This is a genomic window from Pseudomonas ceruminis (genome assembly GCF_021602025.1).
GTDB lineage: Bacteria > Pseudomonadota > Gammaproteobacteria > Pseudomonadales > Pseudomonadaceae > Aquipseudomonas > Aquipseudomonas ceruminis.
The window spans coordinates 514,193-533,167 of sequence record NZ_BQHW01000001.1 but is presented as its reverse complement, the minus strand read 5'-3'; the positions used below and the strand labels follow the sequence as shown (position 1 = coordinate 533,167).

The window sequence follows — 18,975 nt, the reverse complement described above, 5'->3', positions numbered from 1 at the left end:
ACCCCCGCCTGCCCCGCCCAAAGACCACAACGATATCCTCTGGTGCGAGTTTGCGTTGCAACTGGCACCCAAAGTAGCCTGCCCCGCTGACATGGACCTGGAATCGCGAACAGCACCTGCCGGCCACCTTCCAGCAATCGACGGTGCTTGCGGGTATGAGGGGCGTTCAGATAACAGGTGCCACTAATCGGTACCCCACTCCAGCCTCGGTGATGATGAACCGCGGCGCGGTAGGGTCATCCCCAAGCTTTTGCCGCAGGTGGCCCACCACAATGCGCAGGTAGTGAGTATTCTCCACGTGGGTCGGGCCCCAGATGTCCTTGAGCAGTTGCTGCTGGGTAATGACCCGCCCGGGGTGCCCGGCCAACTGGGCCAGTAGCGCGTACTCCTTGCGCGTCAGCGCTACCTCCACGCCGTCGAGCGTCACTTTGCGAAAGGCAAAGTCCACGGTCAACGGCCCGAAGCTTGCGGCCACCTCTCCCCCACCGGATTGCGGCACCTGGCGCAGCAGCGCGCGCACGCGGGCGAGAAATTCCTGAATGCCGAACGGCTTGGTCACATAATCATTGGCGCCGCCATCCAGCGCATCGACCTTCTGCAGCTCACTGGCACGTACAGACAGCACCATCACTGGCACCGTACTCCACTCGCGCAGTTCACGCAGCACCTGCTGGCCGTCCATATCCGGCAGGCCGAGGTCCAGCACCACCAGGTCGGGTTTGGCCAACGCAGCCTGGGCCAGCCCTTCGCCCCCGGTAGCGGCCTCGATCACCTTGTAGCCCTGGGAGGTCAGGCTGATACGCAAGAACTTGCGAATCTGCGGTTCGTCATCGATCACCAGGAGGGTGGCGGGCTGGCTCATGGCGTTTCGCTTTCGGCTTCAGGTTGTTGGGGCAGCGGCAAGCATAGTGTGATGCACGTGCCTTGGCCATCAATGCCTTCGCCTACCAGGATCTGCCCGCCATGGGCACCGATCATGCCCTGGCAGATCGCCAGACCCAGGCCAGTACCCTGCCCGCCTCGGTCGCCTCGGGCAGCAGTGTAGAACATGTCGAAAATCTTCTCGCGCTCCGCCACGGGGATGCCGGGGCCCTGGTCACTGACTGCAAAACGCAGTTGTTGGTCATTGACCGACACCTGCAATTCCAGGCGGCCTTGGGCAGGCGAGAAACGTGCAGCGTTCTCCAACACATTGATCAGCGCTTGTTCGATCAGTGCCGCATGCACGAACAGCAGCGGCAATTGGACAGGCACGTCGGTCTGCACGCGCAGCGGTGCCAGCACTACACGCAGGCGGTTGAGGGCGCTGCCGACGATATCGGCGGGGGCGACCCAGTCGCGGGCCAGCTTGAGGCCGCCGTGGCCGAGGCGAGTCATGTCCAGCAAGTTTTGGATGTAGCGGTCAAGCCGCTCGGCTTCGTTGCGGGTGCCTTCCAGCAGCTCGCGGCGGTCGTCGGCAGGGATGGCCTCGCCCAGCGCCAGCAGGCTGTCGATACTGCCGCGCATCGCGGTCAGGGGGGTGCGCAGGTCGTGGGACACCGAAGCCAATAAAGCGCTGCGCAGTTGCTCGGTTTCGCCGTGCAGGCGCGCAGCCTCGAGCTGTTCGGCCAGGCGCGCCCGCGCCAGGGCCTGGGCCAATGGTTGGCCCAGGGCCATCAGCAGGCGGCGGCGTTGTGCGCTCAGAGGATCGCCCGAACGTGGGCGCACGCCAAGCAGTGCCAGAGGGTGATCATCGACGGCCAGCGGCCACCACCACCAGCGACCATTGGGCAGCGTGTCACTGCCATGGCCTGCGGCCTGGCCATGCTGCCAGGCCCACTCGGCCGCGGCGCGTTCGTTGTCGCTCAGCGCAGGGGCTTCGCCACTGGCCTGGTGCAGTGAGCCTTCGCTGTCGCGCTCCAACAGGCATACCTGAACGTCCTGCAAACCGTTCAGGTGCTGACCGGCAGCGTTGAACACAGCCTGGCGATCGGTGGCCACGGTCAGGCGACGTGAAAGGTCGAGCAGTTGACTGGTCTGTGCCTGGGTCTCGCGCAAGGCTTGCAACTGGCGGCGCTGGCGTGCGGCAAGGTTGCCGGTCAGGGCCGCCATGAGCAGGAAGAACACCAGGGTCAGCACATCCTCTTCGCGCTGGATACTGAACGAGAAATTCGGCGGAATGAACAAGAAGTCGTAGGCCAGGAACGACATGGCAGCGCACGCCAGGGCAGGCCCCAGGCTGCTGCGAACGGCAACCAGCAGCACGGCGGCAAGAAACACCAGCGAGATGTTGGGCAACGCCAGCACACTGGATACCGCCCACGCCAAGCCCGCCGCCAAGCCAGTGGCCAGCAGTGCCAACAGATAGTGCCGCCACACCCATACGCGGGTGACGGCAGCGCGTATTGCCTGTGCCTGGGAATCGCGGTCGAGCACGTTGATTTCCAGGCCATGGCTTTCGCGCAATAGCCGCGCTGCCACGCCGGCGCCCAAGAACCGCCGGCGCAAGCGGTCACGGGACTGGCCGACCAGCACCAGGCTGGCCCGACGCTCGCTGGCATGCTGGATCAGCGTGCGCGCCACTTCACCTGCGCGCAGCAGCACCACTTCGCCCCCCAGACGCTCGGCCAACTGCTGAGCGGCCTGCAAACGCTGGCGGGCGGTTTCGTCGCGCAGTCGGCCATTATCCACGTGCACCAGGCTCCAGGGCAGATGCCGCCGCTGGGCCACTCGGCAGGCATGGCGCACCAGCCGTTCGGCCTGGTCGTCGCCATCGACGCCCACCAGCAAGCGCCCACGCAGGGCCGGTGCCTCCTGCCCACGCTGGCGGTAGCCGTGGGCCAGGTCGGCGTCCACCTGGGCGGCGGCAGTCTGCATGGCCAGTTCACGCAACGCCGTGAGGTTGGTCTGGGAGAAGTAGGCATCGATCGCGGCGCGGGCCTGCTCGGGTACGTACACCTTGCCCTCGCGCAAGCGTTCGAGCAGTTCCCGCGGGGGCAGGTCGATGAGCACCAGTTCGAAGGCCTCTTGCAGCACCCAGTCCGGCAGGGTTTCACGTACCTGCACGCCGGTGATGTCGCGGACCTTGTCGTTGAGGCTTTCCAGGTGCTGCACGTTGACAGTGGTGTATACGTCGACGCCGGCGGCCAGCAGCTCCTGCACGTCCTGCCAACGCTTGGCGTGCCGACTTCCAGGCGCGTTGGTGTGGGCAAGCTCATCGACCAGGGCCAGGGTGGGGGCGGCGTCGAGTAGGCCGTCGAGGTCCATTTCCTCGAGGGTGACGCCGCGGTATTCACTGCGCAGCAGCGGTTGCTGAAGCAGCCCGCCGAGCAGCGATTCGGTTTCGGCGCGGCCGTGGGTTTCGACTACTCCCGCCAGCACTTGCACACCTTGGCGCTGCTGGGCGTGGGCGGCCTGGAGCATGGCGTAGGTCTTGCCAACCCCAGGGGCAGCGCCGAGGAAGACCTTGAGCCTACCGCGGCCTTCGCGCGGGAGGTTGGCCAACAGCGCATCGGCGCGGGCTGCGTTACTCATGTTCGATCCTTTGATTGTTGGGCCTGATTCGCAGCCCTACTGTCACTGCGTCAACTTCTCCAACGCCTGGTTCAGCGCCAGCACATTGACCACCGGCGGCCCGATCAATGGGTGGAGGGTGGCCTCTTCCTGCAAGGCTTGCAACCTCTGCACCGGTACCTGCCGCGCCGCCGCCACCCGAGGGATCTGATAAGCCACCGCCTGGGGCGGCAAATGCGGGTCCAGTCCACTGCCGGACGTGGTCAGCAATGCCTGCGGCACCGGCCCTTGCTCCGCCCGATACCACGTGGCGGCATCAGCGGCCACCCGTTCGGCCAACGCCGGGTTGCTCGGTGCCAGGTTACTGGCACCACTGGCCACCGTGGCATAGGCCCCCGCTGAAGGCCGCGAATGGAACCAGCCATCACCCTGAAAATCCTGGGCAATCAGCGCCGAACCGCGCACCTGGCCCTGCGCATCGCGCACCAGGCTGCCATTGGCCTGTTCCGGGAAAGCCACCTGGGCAATACCGGTCACCGCCAGCGGGTACAGCGCGCCGGTGACCACGGTCATCAGTAGGATCAGGCTCAGCGCCGGGCGTACATAAGGGTTCATGATGGCCTCCTCAGACCAGGTGCAGTGCGTTGAGCAGCAAGTCGATCAGCTTGATCCCGGCGAACGGCACAATGATGCCGCCCAAGCCATAGATCAGTAGGTTGCGCCGTAGCAGGTGGGCAGCGCTGGCCGCCTGCACGCGTACGCCTCGCAAGGCCAGGGGGATCAGCACGATGATGATCAGCGCGTTGAACACGATGGCCGAAAGGATCGCGCTCTGCGGGCTGGCCAGGTGCATCAGGTTCAGCACGCCCAGTTGCGGGTAGATCGCAGCGAACAGTGCCGGCAAGATGGCGAAGTACTTGGCCACGTCGTTGGCGATGGAGAAGGTGGTCAGCGCTCCACGGGTCACCAGCAGTTCCTTGCCAACCTGCACCACGTCCAGCAACTTGGTCGGGTCGCTGTCCAGGTCAACCATATTGGCGGCCTCACGGGCGGCCTGGGTGCCGTCGTTCATGGCCATGCCCACGTCCGCCTGGGCCAGGGCCGGCGCGTCGTTGGCGCCGTCACCGCACATGGCCACCAGGCGGCCGTCGTTCTGCTCCTGGCGGATACGCGCCAGCTTCTTCTGCGGGGTGGCTTCGGCCAGTACGTCATCAACCCCGGCTTCGGCCGCGATGGCCGCGGCGGTAAGCGGGTTGTCGCCGGTGACCATCACAGTGCGGATACCCAGCTTGCGCAGTTCGGCAAAGCGTTCACGAATGCCCGGCTTGACCACATCCTTGAGGTGAATCACGCCCAGCAGCCGCTTGTCCACGCAGACCAGCAGCGGCGTGCCGCCACTCTGGGCAATGCGTTCGACTTCGCGGGCCAGCGCCGCCGGCATCTCCAGGCGTTGCATGCCGACAAAGGCCAGTACCGCATCGACCGCACCCTTGCGGTAGCGATGCTGCTGGAAGTCGATGCCCGACAAGCGTGTTTCGGCACTGAAGGCAATGGCTTCGAACTGCCCGGGCTGCGGCTCGACGAAATCATGCAACTGGCGCAGGTACTCGACGATGGACTTGCCCTCGGCAGTGTCATCGGCCAACGAGGCGAGCAAGGCGCCTTCACCCAGCTCCTTGGGGGTGACCCCGGTGGCCGCGTGCAGGGCACTGCAACGGCGGTTGCCAAAGGTAATGGTGCCGGTCTTGTCGAGCATCAGCGTGTGCACATCACCGGCTGCCTCCACGGCACGGCCCGAGCGGGCGATCACGTTCAGGCGTACCAGGCGGTCCATGCCGGCGATACCAATGGCCGACAACAGCCCACCAATGGTGGTCGGGATAAGCGTCACCAGCAGCGCCGCGAGAAAGATCAGCGGCAGGCTGCCACCAACGAAATGGGCGAACGGCTGCAGCGTCACCACCACGACCAGGAAGATCAACGTCAGGCCGATCAGCAGGATGTCCAGCGCAATCTCGTTGGGGGTCTTCTGCCGCTTGGCACCTTCGACCAGGGCGATCATGCGGTCCAGGGTGGACTCCCCCGGGTTGCTGGTGATGCGGATCAGCAGCCAGTCGGAGACCAACCGGGTATTGCCGGTCACGGCCGAGCGGTCGCCGCCGGACTCGCGGATCACAGGTGCGGATTCACCGGTGATAGCCGCTTCGTTGACCGCCGCTATGCCTTCAAGCACTTCGCCATCGCCGGGGATCATCTCACCCGCCACCACCCGCACCACATCGTCCTTGCGCAGCTGGCCGGCGGCGACGGTTTCAAACCCGCCGTCGTGCTTGCGGCGTTGCGCCGTCAGGCCTTGGCTGCCGGCCTTGAGGCTGTCGGCACGGGCCTTGCCACGGCCTTCGGCCAGTGCTTCGGCGAAGTTGGCGAACAGCACGGTGAACCACAGCCATAACGCAATTTGCACAGCGACCCCGGTACTCACGCCACTGCCGGGCGTCAGGCACAGCACGGTCGTCAACACTGCGGTAAGGGCGACCACCAGCATCACTGGTGAGCGCTTTAGCTGACGTGGGTCGAGCTTGACGAACGCTTGTACCAGCGCCGGACGCCACAGGGCGGCAAAGCGCGTCTGGTCCTTGGCGCTGGGTTGGGCGTTCACTTCAGGAATGGGCATGTTCATGGTCAGTTCCTCAGAAACCCAGGCTCAGGTGTTCGGCAATTGGCCCCAGGGCCAGCGTTGGCAGGAAGGTCAGGCCGCCGACCAGAAGAATGGTCACCAACAACAGGCCGGTGAACAGCGGACCGTGCGTGGGGAAACTATTGAGCCCCTGGGGCGCGCTCTTCTTCGCGGCCAGGCTGCCCGCCAGCGCCAGGATGGGCAGGATGTAGCCAAAACGGCCGATGAACATGGCCAGGCCGATCATCAGGTTGTGAAATACCGTGTTGGCGCCGAAGCCGGCGAACGCCGAACCGTTGTTGGCGGTGCCGGAGGTATAGGCATACAGCAGTTGGCTGAAGCCATGCGCACCCGGGTTGCTGACCGCTCCGACAGGACCCGGCAGGCTGGCAGCGATGGCACCGAGCACCAGTACGCCCACAGGCATGACCAGCAAGGTCGCCACCAGCAGTTGCACCTCTCGCGCCTGCAGCTTCTTGCCCAGGTATTCCGGTGTGCGGCCGATCATCAGGCCAGCCAGGAATACCGCGATCAGCACGAACAGCAGCATGCCGTAGAGCCCCGCACCGACCCCACCGAAGATCACCTCCCCTACCATCATGTTGACCATGGCGACCATGCCCGTGAGCGGGTTTAGGCTGTCGTGCATGGCGTTGACAGAGCCGTTGGACGCGGCGGTGGTGGTCACTGTCCATAACACCGAACCGGTGGTACCGAAGCGGCTTTCCTTACCTTCCAAAGGTGCGCTTTGCACAACCTGCGCGCTCTCCAACGCGGGGTTGGGCTGGTACTCAGACCACAACGCAGTGGCACCGCCAAGCAGGAACAGGCCAAGCATACAGGCCAGGATCGCCCGGCTCTGGCGCAGGTCCTTGACGTAATGGCCAAAGGTGAACACCAGGGCCACCGGGATCAGGATGATCGACACGACTTCAAACAGGTTGCTCCAGGCCGTAGGGTTTTCGAACGGGTGCGCCGAATTCACGCCGAAGAACCCGCCACCGTTGGTGCCCAACTGCTTGATGGCGATCTGGCTAGCGGCCGGGCCTAATGGAATGGTCTGGTCAGCGCCTTGCAAGGTGACGGCGTGGGCGTAGTCGGCGAAGGTTTGCGGCACGCCCTGCCAGACCAGCAGCAACGCCAGGAGCAGGCACAGCGGCAACAAGCCATAGAGGGTGGCGCGCGTCATGTCGACCCAGAAGTTGCCCAGGGTCGTGGCCGAGCGCCGGGCAATGCCGCGGCACAGCGCAACCAGCACAGCCAGGCCGGTGGCGGCGCTGACGAAGTTCTGCACGGTCAGGCCCAGCATCTGGCTCAGGTAGCTCACCGAGGCCTCACCGCTGTAGGCCTGCCAGTTAGTGTTGGTGACGAAGCTCACGGCGGTGTTGAAGGCCAACGACCATTCCTGCCCTGGCAAGTGCTGCGGGTTGAGCGGCAGGTAGCCCTGCAACAACAGAACGGCAAACAGCAGCACGAACCCGGCGAAGTTGAAGGCCAGCAAGGCCAGGGTGTATTGCTTCCAGTTCTGCTCCTGATCGGCACGGACCCCGGCCAGTCGATAGCAGCCCTGCTCGAGTGGCCCCAGCAGTGGCGTCAGCCAAGTGCGCCGCCCTTCCATCACGTTGTAGTAGAAACGCCCGAGCCACGGCGCCGGTAGCAGCACGATGGCAAAAAATGCCAGCAGTAACCAATAGTCGTAACTGTGCATGGCCGCTCCCTAGCTGCGATCGGCGCGCAGCAGCGCCACCAGCAGGTAAACCGCCAATGCCACTGCCAATAGCAGTGACAGCCCGTCGAGCATGTTCATGTGTGGAGCTCCCCGTGGTGCGGCGTGGGCCGCTTTGGGGAAATTGTCCGCGGGAGGGGCGTAAAGGCGCGAGATCGGCGGCCGGGGGTAGGTATAAAGAATGCGTAAAGATCAGGTTTCAGAGGCGCCTGAACGGGCCCTTGCGCAAGGTCCGCCACCGCGCTCAGGGCAATGGCGTAATACCGTTAGCGCTGCGGTGGCTGTTGCCCTGCGTTGCGGCTCCAGTCCAGCAGCAGGCTGTACCCTACTGCGAGCAAGGTGGGCCCGATGAACAGGCCAATGAACCCGAAGGCAATCAACCCGCCAAACACCCCCAGCAGCACGATCACCAGCGGCAGGTTGCCGCCCCGGCTGATCAGGTAGGGCTTGAGCACGTTGTCCACGCCACTGATGACGAAGGTGCCCCAGATGCCCAGGAACACCGCCATGCCGTAGTCGCCTTTCCATACCAACCAAGCCGTCGCGGGGATCCACGCCAATGGCGGCCCCATGGGGATCAGGCTGAGCATGAAGGTCACCAGGCCCAGCACGATGGCCCCCGGAACACCGGCGATCAGGAAGCCGATCAGGGCCAGCAGTGCCTGTGCAGCAGCGGTACCGATCACGCCGTTGACGACCCGCTGCACCGTACCGGCCACCAGCTCGAGGTAATAGTTGGCGCGATCGCCCACCAGCCGGTTCAGCAAGCGCAGCACGAACGCAGCCAGGCGCGGCCCGTCGCGGTAGAAAAAGAACACGAAGATCAGGCTCAGGGTCAATTCCAGCACACCGCTGCCTATCTGCGCGCTGCGCGCCAACAGCCAGTTACCGACCTGGCCCAGGTAAGGCTTGACCGAGGCGATCAGTGCCGCACCTTGCTGGTCGAGGGACTGCCACCAACTGACCATGCGCTCACCCACGAAGGGGATGCCCGCCAGCCACGCCGGTGCATCGGGCAGGCCGTCCACCTGGACATCACGCACGAAGGCTGTGGCATCGCGGATGTGGTCCGCCAGGTTGAAGCCAAGCCATACCAGTGGCAATGCCACGATCAAGATCCAGGCCGTGGTCAACAGGCTGGCAGCCAACGTTTCCCGCCCGCCCAGCAGGCGGGTGAGCAGACGCATCAAGGGCCAGCTGGCAAAAGCCAGGATGGCGCCCCACAGCAATGCGGAAATGAACGGTGCCATCACCCAGAGGGCAGCGCCGAGCAATGTCAGCAGGATAATCTGGATCAGCAGGCGATCATTGTTGACCATGGTGTCGCTCGTTCAACGAATCAGTTCCAGGTGCAGGCCCTCGGTGGGTGCATCGCCTACTTCGAGCCGGCTGCTGCGCACGCCGGCTTTCACCAATTGCTCGCGCCAGGCCTCGGCCTCGGCGCCGCTGAGGCTGGCGCGCAAGGTGCTGTCCAGGTTCAGGCTGCGCCCCAGCAGCGCTACCCAGGCCGCTTGCGGGGCCTTCAGATCAGGGTAGTCGAGCTTGCCGGTGTCGCGCATTTCACGCAATACCGTGGCAGCGGTGGGCAACAGTTCACCCAATGGGCTACCGGCCACGAACTCCTCCACATGCAGGTACGCACGGCGGTTGCCACGGGTGACGCTGTACAGCGCGACCAGCGTATCGGCTTCTTCGGCAGAGCGGCGCAGCAGGATGAACGCCTGTTGCTCGTCACCCCCATTGAGGCGGGCATTGGCGAATACATCATTGGCCCAGATGCTGGCTTCGCCGCAATCACGGCCCTGGCACCAGAACAATGGGTAGCCGCCGTCGCGCTGCAATGCTTCGCGGGCACTGGTGAAGGCTTCACGGGCCGTACGCTCCACCGGCAGCTCATAGGTCACCGAACTGACCTGGCCACGGCTCTCGACCTTGTCCTCGACCCGCAGGCGGCCACTGATCTTGCGCAACGGGCCCATCGGGTAGACACGTTCCTGTTCGGCGGCCGGCCGCTGGTCTACCACCTTGGCGTCCACGGGCACCGGCAGGCTCCCGGCCCACAGCAATGGGCTGGCCAGCACCAGGCAGGCAGCGATGGCGGTGCGGAAGGATACGGGCGCGCTCATCGGCGAACCTGGCGGCGATCGGCGCCGCGGTGAAGCTCCAGGATGTCTGGCAGTTGCATGGTTGTCTCCCTGTTCAACCCGCCAAGCCTCGACACTTGTCCGGTGCAAGTCAAGCAAAGCCAAAGAAGCGATTGATACAGTCTGCGACAAGGGTCGCGCCCTGCTCATCGTTCAGGTGCAGATGATGGCCGCCGGGCAGCGTGGTCTGCTCAAAGGGTAGCTGGTCCAGCAGCGCGTGTTGACGTGCCAGCATGCCATCTGCGGCAACGACCAGGCAGGCCGGGCAGCGCACCCTGCTTACATAGGCCATGGCCTGGGCATGGCTCAAGCGCACCGGCGATGGCAGGGTCAGGCGGCTGTCACTGCGCCAGCTGTAGCCGCCGGGTACCGGCATCAGCCCACGCTGGGCAAGCAGCTCGGCGGCTTCGAGGCTGACCGCGACCATACCCTTCATGCGTGCCTGCACGCCCTCTTCCAAGGTCTTGTAGACCGACTTGCGCTTGCCATCGAGGCGTAGCTGGGCCTGCAGTGCCAGGCCCAGGCGTTCGCCGGCATCCTGCTCGGCGCCGGTTGGCGGGATGACGCCGTCGATCAGCGCCAGGTGGCTGACCCGCTCGGGCAAGGCAGCGGCCAGTTGCACGGCAATGATCGCCCCCAGCGAATGCCCCAACAGGGCAAAACGTTGCCAGCCCAGCTGTTCGGCCACCCGCAGTACGTCGTGGGCATAATCGGCCAGCGCGTAACCGGCCCCTGGCGGTCGGTGTTGCGAATAGCCATGCCCGGCCAGGTCTAGGGCGACGATACGCAGGCCCTTCAAGCGTGGCGCCAATAGGGCAAAGCTGTTGGCGTTGTCCAGCCAGCCATGCAGGGCGATCACAGGCACGCCATCGGCTGGCCCGAACAGGTGGGCTGCCAATTCGATGTGGCCCAGGCTCAGGCGAACTTCCTCGACCTGGGCGTTCATGCCACGCTCCAGCGGTCGAACAGGCCTTTGATCAGGCTGGCGGTGTCGGTGGGACGCTCCAGAGGGAACATGTGCCCGCCGGGCACACAGTGGTACTCGCCCTTGGGCATGCCGCGCACGGCCAGCGTGTGGTGGCGGCGAATCACATTGCTGCGATCACCGCGCACCATGGCCAGCGGCACCTGAAGCTGCCGTGCGGGCGCTGGGCTGGCGTGCGGAATGTTGCGGTAGATATCAATCTCGGTCGCCGGATCGAAGCGCAGGCGCACCCCGTGCTCCGCGTCCTGCAGGCCGTGCTCCAGATAGGCCTCCAGGCAGTCGGGGTCAAAATGTCGAAACAGGCGTTTGCTGGCGAAGTAGTCACGTGCACTGTCACGGTCAGTGAACGCTTCACGCCGTCCAAGGGTGCGGCCTGCCGGGGTGATGCGGTCGATGAAGCCGAAACGCTTGGCGGTGCGCAGCAACCATTGATCGGCCCGGGTGAGCACGGGCGAGTCAAGCATCACCACGCCGCGGTAGTACTCCGGGCAACGCAAGGCGGCATGCAGGTGCAACACCCCACCCAGGGAATGACCGACACCCCATATCGGCGCACCTTGCTGCGCCAGGTGGTGCAACAGTTCATCGACCAGGTTCTGCCAGTTGTCATCCACCGGGAAGCGCGGATCGTGGGCATGCTGGGCCAGGTGCTGCACGTGGTAGTCCGGCGCCAGGGCAGCGAACAGCTTGCCATAGGTGGCCGACGGGAAGCCGTTGGCATGGGCGAAGAAGATCTGCTGCGACATGGCGCCTGGTCCGGGTCGAGGATGATGGCCTATTGTCGGTATCCGCCTTACATTCGGCAACGTTTGTAAAGGTCATCGCCAAGGGCGATCAGGTCAGCCAGCGCCTGTGCAGCTGCCACATCAGGCCGGTGAGGTGAGCGCGCGCAGTGTCATCAGCCCGGCCAGCGGCCAGTCGCCTTCCAGTTCGGCCAGGCTAGCAGTGCTCAGCGGCGCCGGCTGCTGGGCATGGCCGTGCTCCAGCATGCCGACCAGTGAGCCCACCAACGGCTGATGGCTGACCAGCAGGACATGCTCCAGGCCCAGGCGCTCGATTTCACCGATGGCCTGTTGCACATTGCTGTCGGGGGTCAGCCACGGCACGGTCTGTACCGCCTCGGCAAAGCCCAACGTGTCATGCACCAGGGCCGCCGTTTGCTGGGCGCGCACATAGGGGCTGGCGATAATGGCCTGCAGTGGTTGGCCAAGCAGGCGTGCGGCGCTGCGCAGCACCTGTTCGCGACCATGGGCGGTCAGGCGCCGTTCGGCGTCGGTGTTGGCCCGCGGCTCCGCTTCGCCGTGGCGCAGTACCCACAGCTTCACAGCTTGGGTTCCTCGTCACGTACCGGGTGGGCGGCCGGGGCTACGGCATGGGGCGCCTCGCCTTCCGGTGCACGCGCTGCGGGCCAGTCGGCAAACGGCCACGGCTTGCTGTCGGTATGGAAAGTGCCAAAGCGACCGATCTGGGCAAGGTACTGGCTGAGGCTATCGCCGAAGTTCATCAGGCTGGCGCTGGGTGCGCCGTAGATCAGCCGGTAGATGAGCTGCACCAGCACCAGGCCGCCGAGCAGCAGTTCGGCCAGTTGCCAGACCACCAGAAACACCAGCATCCACACCACGCGCAGGATGATCGACTCACGCTGGGCGCGCTCGGGGGTATCGTTCATGTCTCGCTCCTTACTCTGCTCAGCGCCGCTGAGGGCTCAATTGAAACCGCTGGTGGAAATGAAATCGACGTCGGTCTTGGGCTCGGCGCGCATCAGGCGCTCGATCACCTGGGCCAGCGTGCGGCCTTCGAACAGGATGGCGTGCAAGCCAGCGACCAGCGGCATGTACACCTGCACCTCTTCAGCCTTGGCCTTGAGCACCTTGAGGGTGTTGACCCCCTCGGCCACTTCACCCAGGCGATTGACCGCCTGCTCCAGGCTCAGCCCCTGGCCCAGGGCGTGGCCGACCTGGTAGTTACGGCTTTTGGGCGAGGAACAGGTGACGATCAGGTCGCCTACGCCGGCCAGGCCCAGGAAGGTCATTGGGTTGGCACCCTGGCTCACGGCGAAACGGGTCATCTCGGCCAACGCACGGGTGATCAGCATGCTTTTGGTATTCTCGCCCATGCCCAATGCCACGGCCATGCCGGCGATGATCGCGTAGACGTTCTTCAGCGCACCGCCCAGCTCGACACCGAAGCGGTCGCTGCTGGCGTAGACGCGGAAGGTGCTGCCGTGCAGCACGCTTTGCACGCGTTGGCAGAGGTCTTCATCCTCGCTGGCCACCACGGTGGCGGTGAGCGCGTGCTCGGCAATTTCGCGGGCAAGGTTCGGCCCGGACAGCACTCCGATACGTGCCTGAGGCGCGATTTCTTCAAGGATCTGACTCATCAGTTTGAAGGTCTGCGCTTCGATGCCCTTGGTCAGGCTGACCAGGCATTTGCCGCACAGCAGCTCGGCATGGGGCGCCAGCACGCTGCGCAAGGCACTCGAGGGTAGCGCGACGAAGATCAGGTCGCTGTACTGCAAGGTCGCCAGCAGGTCGTTGACCGGCTCGACACCGTCGTGCAGGCGAATCCCCTTGAGGTAGCGCGGATTCTCGCGATTGACCCGCATGGCTTCGGCCTGCTCGGGGTCGCGCATCCATTGGCGCACTGGCACGCCGTTCTGCGCCAGAAGGTTCGCCACGGCGGTGCCGAAGCTGCCGCCTCCCAGAACTGCAACAGGTTGCTGTTCAGTCATATTCAATCCGTTAAAGCCATAAGTTAAGTGGCGACCGAGCCATTATACGGCGCGCAGGCAACAGAGCCAGTGTCAGGCCCGTGAAAGCGCCCGCAGCCTCGGCGCAGATCACTGGCAAAACCGCAAAGGTCAGTTAACATGCCTGTTTCAACTGTGATACAAGGCCGTATCGTGTTTTCTGGCACGCCTCCCTACCCTCGCCTGCTGCTATTGACCGCCCTGCTCGGTAGCCCGGCCATGGCCGACGACCTGTTCATCGACAACGCAGACCTGCCGCAGGTTCTGACCGCCACACGCCTGAAACAATCCCCAGCTGCCGTACCGGGCAGCATGACCGTGCTCGACAGCGAACTGATCCGTGCCAGCGGTGCCCGCGACATCCCCGAACTGCTGCGCCTGGTGCCCGGCATGATGATCGGCTACAGCGCGGGCAACCAGCCGAACGTCAACTACCACGGCACCAGCGTCAACGAAGCACGGCGGATGCAGGTGCTGATCGATGGCCGCTCGGTCTACCGGGCTGGCCTGGCCACGGTGGACTGGAGCGACATTCCGGTGGCGCTGGAGGACATCGAACGCATCGAAGTCTTCCGCGGCCCCAATACCGTCAGTTACGGCGCCAACGCGCTGATGGCGGTGGTCAACATCCTGACCCGCAACCCCGCTGACAGCCATGGCACCCGGATGAAGCTGACCCGTGGCCAGGACGGCATCGACGACTACTACCTCAGCCATGGCTTAGGCTGGGACGGCGGCGACCTGCGCCTGTCGCTGTCGGGGCAGAAGGACGATGGCTTCGATGAAAACCAGTTCGGCCAGGCCTACCGCGACAGCCGCCGCCTGAACCGCTTCAACCTCAGCGTCAGCCACACCCTGGCACCGAACCAGACCCTGGAATGGCAATTGGCGGCCAAGGAAGGCAGCAACCAGCGCCCGTACACCTACCAGCCGGTGTTCCCCTACGTCAGCGAAAGCGGTGACAACGCCGATGTCAACGCCAAGGACTACGCAGGCTCGGTGCGCTGGAACATCGATTTCAACCCCGAGCACAGCCTGTATGTGCAGGGCTCGGCACAGCACTTCGACCGCCAGCAGGTGTGGCGTGCCTGCGATGCCGCACTGGCCTTCAGCCCGGAGCTGACCCGGCTGTGGCAGCTCAACCCGAACTACGCTGAGCTGGTGGCGCGCGGGGCCAACAACCCGCCCAACAGCAGCAACCCGGAAGAACAGGCCCTGGTCGATGCGATCAAGGACCAGTGGACCCACCAGGGCGGCAGTAACGTGGTGTGCGGCGATGTCGACCAGAGCACCCGCGAAACCCGTTACGACCTTGAGATTCAGGACACGCTCAGCCTCACCGACAGCCTGCGCCTGCTCAGCGGCATGAACTACCGCTATGACCGCGCCGACTCGCAGACCTACTTCAATGGCAGCGTCGACGACCAGACCTGGCGCCTGTTCGGCCAACTGGAGTGGCGCGCCGATGAACACTGGATCGTACAAGGCGGCGCGATGTTCGAGGACTCGCAACTGTCGGGCAGTTCCCTGACCCCGCGCGTGGCGGTCAACTACCTGATCACGCCGCGCCACGGCCTGCGCGCGGTGTATTCCGAAGCGGTGCGCTCACCGGACATGTTCGAGAACAACGTCAACTGGAGCTACACGGTCAAGAACCTGACCCCCACCGCCTTCGGCCAGCAACACGGTGAATACTTCGTCAAGACGCGCGGGCCAGGCGACCTTGACCAGGAACGCATGCGCTCACGCGAGCTTGGCTACAACGGCTACTTCAGCGACATCGACCTGAGCATGGACATCAAGTTGTTCTATGACGAGATCACCGGCATGATCAGCGAGCCCCTGAAGAACAACCAGTACATCGCCAGCAATGCCAACAAGGCCCGCTTCAGCGGTAGCGAGGCGCAGTTGGACTGGCGCGTCACCCGGCGCGACCGGTTGCGGCTGACGTACGCCTACGTGGACGCCTGGGCCAGTAACCCCGCCGACGCCGCCAACACTGCCCGTAACAGTGGTTCGGCCGGCTGGATACGCGAGTGGGGCGACGGCTGGTCGAGTGCGCTGTTTTATTATGGCGACGATGCGCTCAACCAGTACCGTTTTGAACGCCTCGACTTGCGCCTGGCCAAACGTTTCCGTATCCAGGGCAGCAACCTGGAGCTGGCGGCGTTGTGGCAACAGCGCCTGGACGACGAACCGACCACGATGGTCCAGAACCGTTATGACAGCCGCCACCGCCTGAGCGTCAGCGCGGAGCTGGAGTTCTGATGTCCCGACTGCTGCGCCTGCTGCTGTTCTGCCTATGGCCACTGGGTTCGCTGTCCGCCAGCGAAATCCTCCTGGTCGGTGGCGAGGACCAGCCTGGCATCCGCAGCTTCGTCAGCGCCCTGGAGAGCCGTCGCAACCATGACCAGGTGCGTTTCAAGGCCGTCAGCGAGCTGCCACGTCCCGGGCAGCTCAAGGGCGACCTGCGCCTGATACTGCTCGACAGCGGAGCACTTGACTGGCGCCTGAGCGAACCCAGCGGTCCGCCGGCATTGGCCATGCGCATCAGTCGGGTGCAAGCCCAACAACGCCTGGGAAAGTCACGCCCCGCCTACCTCACGCTGCTGTGGAGTGATCCGCCGCTGGGCCGGCAACTGCGCCTGGCACGCTACCTGCTCCCGCAGGCCCAACGCGTCGGCGTGCTGTACGGCGAACACAGCCACTTCCTGATCGACGAACTGCGCCAGGCGGCCCGCCCGCTGGGGCTGGAAATCATCGCCCAGGACTGGCCAGATCAACGCGACAGCAGGCCGCTGCAGCACCTGCTGGGCAGCAGCGACCTGCTTCTGGGCCTGGACGACCCGGCGCTGTACAACTCCAAGACGGCGAAAAACCTGTTGCTCAGCAGCTATGGCCGGCAAATGGCACTGATCGGCCCCAATGCCGGCTTCGTCCGTGCCGGCGCCCTGGCCAGCACCTACAGCGATCAGGAGGACTGGCTGGCAGTGCTCGATCAAATGCTTGATCATCCGCCCTCGCGCTGGCCCCGCAGCCTGTACCCGTCGCGCTTTGGTGTCAGCGGCAACCAGCAGGTGGCGCGCGCCCTGGGCCTGGAGCCGATCGATCCGAACGCCACTGCCAAGGCCTTGGCCGAAGGAGAACCCACCCCATGAGCAAACGCCTGAGCTGGGACATCCACACCCGCACCCAGATCATCAGCCTGGGCCCTGCGCTGCTGCTGACCTTGTTGCTGATCAGCTTCTTCACCTTCGTGCGCATCCAGGACCTGCGCCAGGAGCTCAACCATACCGGCCAACTGATTGCCAACCAATTGGCGCCGGCCTCCGAATACGGGGTGATTTCCGGTAACAACGAAGTCCTCGAAGGCCTGATGCGTGCGACCCTGAGCATCCCCCATGTACGTTTTCTCGAGGTTCAGGACAACGGCAACCACATTCTGGTGTATGTCGAGCAGGCTGACGAAAGTGCCAACCGGGCCCAACGCGTGGAGGTGTTCCAGGCACCGATCCGCCTGCAGCAAATCCGCCTGGACAATGACTTCCTGCAGCAGGGCAAGGCACCGCCCACCGCCATCGGCGACGACTACCTGGGGCGGGTAATCGTCGGTATGTCGGACGACGCGTTCAGCCAGCGCCAACAGGAAATCGTGATCAAGGCCGGCATCCTGGCCCTGTTCGCCCTGCTGTTCACTTTCCTTCTCGCCCGCCGCCTGGCCGTGAGCCTGGCCAAGCCGATCAGCGACATGGGGCGCGCCGTCAAGGCGATTCAGGAGGGTGATTACAACACCCCACTGCCGGTGGTCGACGACAGCGAGCTGGGCCACCTGGCGCGTCACATCAATAATCTGGCCCGCGCCCTGGAACAGGCCAGCACCGAACAGAAGCAGGCCATTGCCCAGTTGATCCAGGCGCGCGAGGAAGCCGAACAGGCCAACGGCGCCAAGTCGGAATTCCTGGCAATGATGAGTCACGAACTGCGCACGCCCATGAACGGCGTGCTGGGCATGCTGCAATTGTTGGAAACCACCCAGTTGACCAGTGAACAGGCCGACTATACAGCCGTGGCCAGTGAATCCACCGGGCACCTGCTCAAGGTGATCAACGATATCCTCGACTTCTCGCGGATCGAACGCACCACACTGCAGTTGGAGCACATCGACTTCCATCTGGGCGAGCTAATCACCAGTTGCGTGCAGTCATTCCAGCACAGCGCGCAACAGCGCGGCCTTCAGTTGCACCTGCAGTTGCCCGTGGACCGCGAGCACCTGCAGGTGGTGGGCGACCCTACCCGTATCCGCCAGATCCTGCTCAACCTGGTAGGTAACGCCTTGAAGTTCACCGAACGGGGCCAAGTGCAGGTAGAGGCCCACTGGCAGCTACTTGATCGCCAGACGCTGCAATTCACCTGCAGTGTGCGCGACACCGGCATCGGCATCGACAGCGAGCGCCTGGAGATGATGTTCGTCGCCTTCCAGCAAGCGGACAGCTCGATTTCCCGGCGCTATGGGGGTACCGGCCTGGGCCTGTCCATCGCCCGTACCCTGGCCGAACGCATGGGCGGCAAATTGCGCGGTGAAAGCCGCGAGGGGCTGGGTTCGACCTTTACCCTGGAGATGCCATTGGCCCTGGCCAGCGCCCTGCCAGTGCCAGCCCCCGGCACACTGGCAGCCCCAGGGTCGCTGGCCGAGGGCCAACGCGTGCTGCTGGTCGAGGACAACCCGGTCAACCAAAGTGTCATCGAGGCCATGCTGCGCAGCCTGGGCCTGGAGGTCAGCGTGGCTCACGATGGTGCCCAGGCAGTGGAGCAGGTCAGCCAGCAGCACTTTGCCGCCATTCTGATGGACTGTCGCCTGCCGCAGGTCGATGGTTACGAGGCCACCCGGCGCATTCGCCGGCTGCCCAACGGTGGCCAGTTGCCGATCATCGCGCTGACCGCCAATGCCCTGCAGGGCGACCGCGAGCGCTGCATGGCCGCCGGCATGGACGATTATCTGAGCAAACCGTTCCGCCGCACTGACCTGCAGCGGGTATTGCAACGCTGGTTACCTGGCCGGACAGCCGCGACTGGCGATAAATGCTAAAGTGCGACAGTCTTAAGGACTGGACAGGACCTTCGTCGGCCCTGAAAATAGACGTTTCAGTGCACACCTGTACTTCTTTCGCCAGGTGCGCTGTGACTTTCACCACAACGCAATAG

Annotated in this window: 16 protein-coding genes; 3 read left to right on the top strand and 13 right to left on the bottom strand. The window is 64.5% G+C overall.

Features of this window, described 5'->3' with window-relative positions; genetic code table 11:
* Window positions 1-166: 166 nt before the first annotated feature.
* The 13 genes from L6D80_RS02245 to L6D80_RS02185 all read right to left on the bottom strand — a co-directional run bounded on the left by L6D80_RS02245 (window position 167) and on the right by L6D80_RS02185 (window position 13,755).
* Window positions 167-862, bottom strand: a complete 696-nt coding sequence (locus L6D80_RS02245; protein ID WP_176512531.1) for a response regulator — start codon at window positions 860-862, stop codon at window positions 167-169.
* Window positions 859-3,513, bottom strand: a complete 2,655-nt coding sequence (locus L6D80_RS02240) for a sensor histidine kinase (protein WP_176512530.1) — start codon at window positions 3,511-3,513, stop codon at window positions 859-861. Before L6D80_RS02240 ends, L6D80_RS02245 begins: the two co-directional genes overlap by 4 nt.
* Before the next feature lie 42 nt (window positions 3,514-3,555).
* Window positions 3,556-4,107 (bottom strand): potassium-transporting ATPase subunit KdpC, encoded by a 552-nt coding sequence (gene kdpC / locus L6D80_RS02235; RefSeq protein WP_054899894.1) that lies wholly within the window; start codon window positions 4,105-4,107, stop codon window positions 3,556-3,558.
* Window positions 4,108-4,117: 10 nt separating this feature from the next.
* A complete protein-coding gene (gene kdpB / locus L6D80_RS02230) occupies window positions 4,118-6,172 on the bottom strand; it encodes a potassium-transporting ATPase subunit KdpB (RefSeq protein WP_176512529.1) in 2,055 nt (684 codons plus the stop codon).
* A gap of 10 nt (window positions 6,173-6,182) precedes the next feature.
* Complete coding sequence (gene kdpA, locus L6D80_RS02225) at window positions 6,183-7,877, bottom strand: potassium-transporting ATPase subunit KdpA (protein WP_176512528.1); 1,695 nt, start codon at window positions 7,875-7,877, stop codon at window positions 6,183-6,185.
* A 9-nt stretch (window positions 7,878-7,886) separates the two neighbouring features.
* The gene (gene kdpF, locus L6D80_RS02220) at window positions 7,887-7,976 is read right to left on the bottom strand and encodes a K(+)-transporting ATPase subunit F (protein WP_082422724.1); all 90 of its coding nucleotides are present in this window, start codon (window positions 7,974-7,976) and stop codon (window positions 7,887-7,889) included.
* A 185-nt stretch (window positions 7,977-8,161) separates the two neighbouring features.
* Window positions 8,162-9,214 (bottom strand): AI-2E family transporter, encoded by a 1,053-nt coding sequence (locus L6D80_RS02215; RefSeq protein ID WP_054899897.1) that lies wholly within the window; start codon window positions 9,212-9,214, stop codon window positions 8,162-8,164.
* A 12-nt stretch (window positions 9,215-9,226) separates the two neighbouring features.
* On the bottom strand, window positions 9,227-10,021 hold the full coding sequence (locus tag L6D80_RS02210) for a DUF4892 domain-containing protein (RefSeq protein ID WP_176512527.1): 795 nt from the start codon (window positions 10,019-10,021) through the stop codon (window positions 9,227-9,229).
* A gap of 109 nt (window positions 10,022-10,130) precedes the next feature.
* Window positions 10,131-10,985, bottom strand: coding sequence for an alpha/beta hydrolase (locus tag L6D80_RS02205; RefSeq protein WP_176512526.1), 855 nt, complete (start codon window positions 10,983-10,985; stop codon window positions 10,131-10,133).
* Entirely contained in the window at window positions 10,982-11,770 is a 789-nt protein-coding gene (locus L6D80_RS02200; RefSeq protein ID WP_054899900.1) for an alpha/beta fold hydrolase, read from the bottom strand. Before L6D80_RS02200 ends, L6D80_RS02205 begins: the two co-directional genes overlap by 4 nt.
* A gap of 120 nt (window positions 11,771-11,890) precedes the next feature.
* Window positions 11,891-12,349, bottom strand: a complete 459-nt coding sequence (gene sixA / locus L6D80_RS02195) for a phosphohistidine phosphatase SixA (RefSeq protein ID WP_176512525.1) — start codon at window positions 12,347-12,349, stop codon at window positions 11,891-11,893.
* On the bottom strand, window positions 12,346-12,693 hold the full coding sequence (locus tag L6D80_RS02190) for a DUF4389 domain-containing protein (protein ID WP_054899902.1): 348 nt from the start codon (window positions 12,691-12,693) through the stop codon (window positions 12,346-12,348). The genes sixA and L6D80_RS02190 overlap by 4 nt, the downstream gene beginning before the upstream one ends.
* A 36-nt stretch (window positions 12,694-12,729) precedes the next feature.
* Window positions 12,730-13,755 (bottom strand): NAD(P)H-dependent glycerol-3-phosphate dehydrogenase, encoded by a 1,026-nt coding sequence (locus L6D80_RS02185; protein WP_054899903.1) that lies wholly within the window; start codon window positions 13,753-13,755, stop codon window positions 12,730-12,732.
* Between the two features lie 138 nt (window positions 13,756-13,893).
* Here L6D80_RS02185 and L6D80_RS02180 point away from each other — a divergent pair, with 138 nt between their 5' ends.
* Genes L6D80_RS02180 through L6D80_RS02170 form a run of 3 tightly spaced genes read left to right on the top strand, consistent with a single transcriptional unit; the run spans window position 13,894 to window position 18,859 of the window.
* Entirely contained in the window at window positions 13,894-16,041 is a 2,148-nt protein-coding gene (locus L6D80_RS02180) for a TonB-dependent receptor plug domain-containing protein (protein ID WP_176512524.1), read from the top strand.
* A complete protein-coding gene (locus L6D80_RS02175) occupies window positions 16,041-16,931 on the top strand; it encodes an ABC transporter substrate-binding protein (protein ID WP_176512523.1) in 891 nt (296 codons plus the stop codon). Before L6D80_RS02180 ends, L6D80_RS02175 begins: the two co-directional genes overlap by 1 nt.
* The gene (locus tag L6D80_RS02170; protein ID WP_176512522.1) at window positions 16,928-18,859 is read left to right on the top strand and encodes an ATP-binding protein; all 1,932 of its coding nucleotides are present in this window, start codon (window positions 16,928-16,930) and stop codon (window positions 18,857-18,859) included. The genes L6D80_RS02175 and L6D80_RS02170 overlap by 4 nt, the downstream gene beginning before the upstream one ends.
* Window positions 18,860-18,975: the final 116 nt, after the last annotated feature.

Coding starts and splice junctions, on each gene's coding strand:
- L6D80_RS02245 (WP_176512531.1), bottom strand. CDS start 862: ATGAGCCAGCCCGCCACCCTCCTGGTGATCGATGACGAACCGCAGATT.
- L6D80_RS02240 (WP_176512530.1), bottom strand. CDS start 3,513: ATGAGTAACGCAGCCCGCGCCGATGCGCTGTTGGCCAACCTCCCGCGC.
- kdpC (WP_054899894.1), bottom strand. CDS start 4,107: ATGAACCCTTATGTACGCCCGGCGCTGAGCCTGATCCTACTGATGACC.
- kdpB (WP_176512529.1), bottom strand. CDS start 6,172: ATGAACATGCCCATTCCTGAAGTGAACGCCCAACCCAGCGCCAAGGAC.
- kdpA (WP_176512528.1), bottom strand. CDS start 7,877: ATGCACAGTTACGACTATTGGTTACTGCTGGCATTTTTTGCCATCGTG.
- kdpF (WP_082422724.1), bottom strand. CDS start 7,976: ATGAACATGCTCGACGGGCTGTCACTGCTATTGGCAGTGGCATTGGCG.
- L6D80_RS02215 (WP_054899897.1), bottom strand. CDS start 9,214: ATGGTCAACAATGATCGCCTGCTGATCCAGATTATCCTGCTGACATTG.
- L6D80_RS02210 (WP_176512527.1), bottom strand. CDS start 10,021: ATGAGCGCGCCCGTATCCTTCCGCACCGCCATCGCTGCCTGCCTGGTG.
- L6D80_RS02205 (WP_176512526.1), bottom strand. CDS start 10,985: ATGAACGCCCAGGTCGAGGAAGTTCGCCTGAGCCTGGGCCACATCGAA.
- L6D80_RS02200 (WP_054899900.1), bottom strand. CDS start 11,770: ATGTCGCAGCAGATCTTCTTCGCCCATGCCAACGGCTTCCCGTCGGCC.
- L6D80_RS02190 (WP_054899902.1), bottom strand. CDS start 12,693: ATGAACGATACCCCCGAGCGCGCCCAGCGTGAGTCGATCATCCTGCGC.
- L6D80_RS02185 (WP_054899903.1), bottom strand. CDS start 13,755: ATGACTGAACAGCAACCTGTTGCAGTTCTGGGAGGCGGCAGCTTCGGC.
- L6D80_RS02180 (WP_176512524.1), top strand. CDS start 13,894: ATGCCTGTTTCAACTGTGATACAAGGCCGTATCGTGTTTTCTGGCACG.
- L6D80_RS02175 (WP_176512523.1), top strand. CDS start 16,041: ATGTCCCGACTGCTGCGCCTGCTGCTGTTCTGCCTATGGCCACTGGGT.
- L6D80_RS02170 (WP_176512522.1), top strand. CDS start 16,928: ATGAGCAAACGCCTGAGCTGGGACATCCACACCCGCACCCAGATCATC.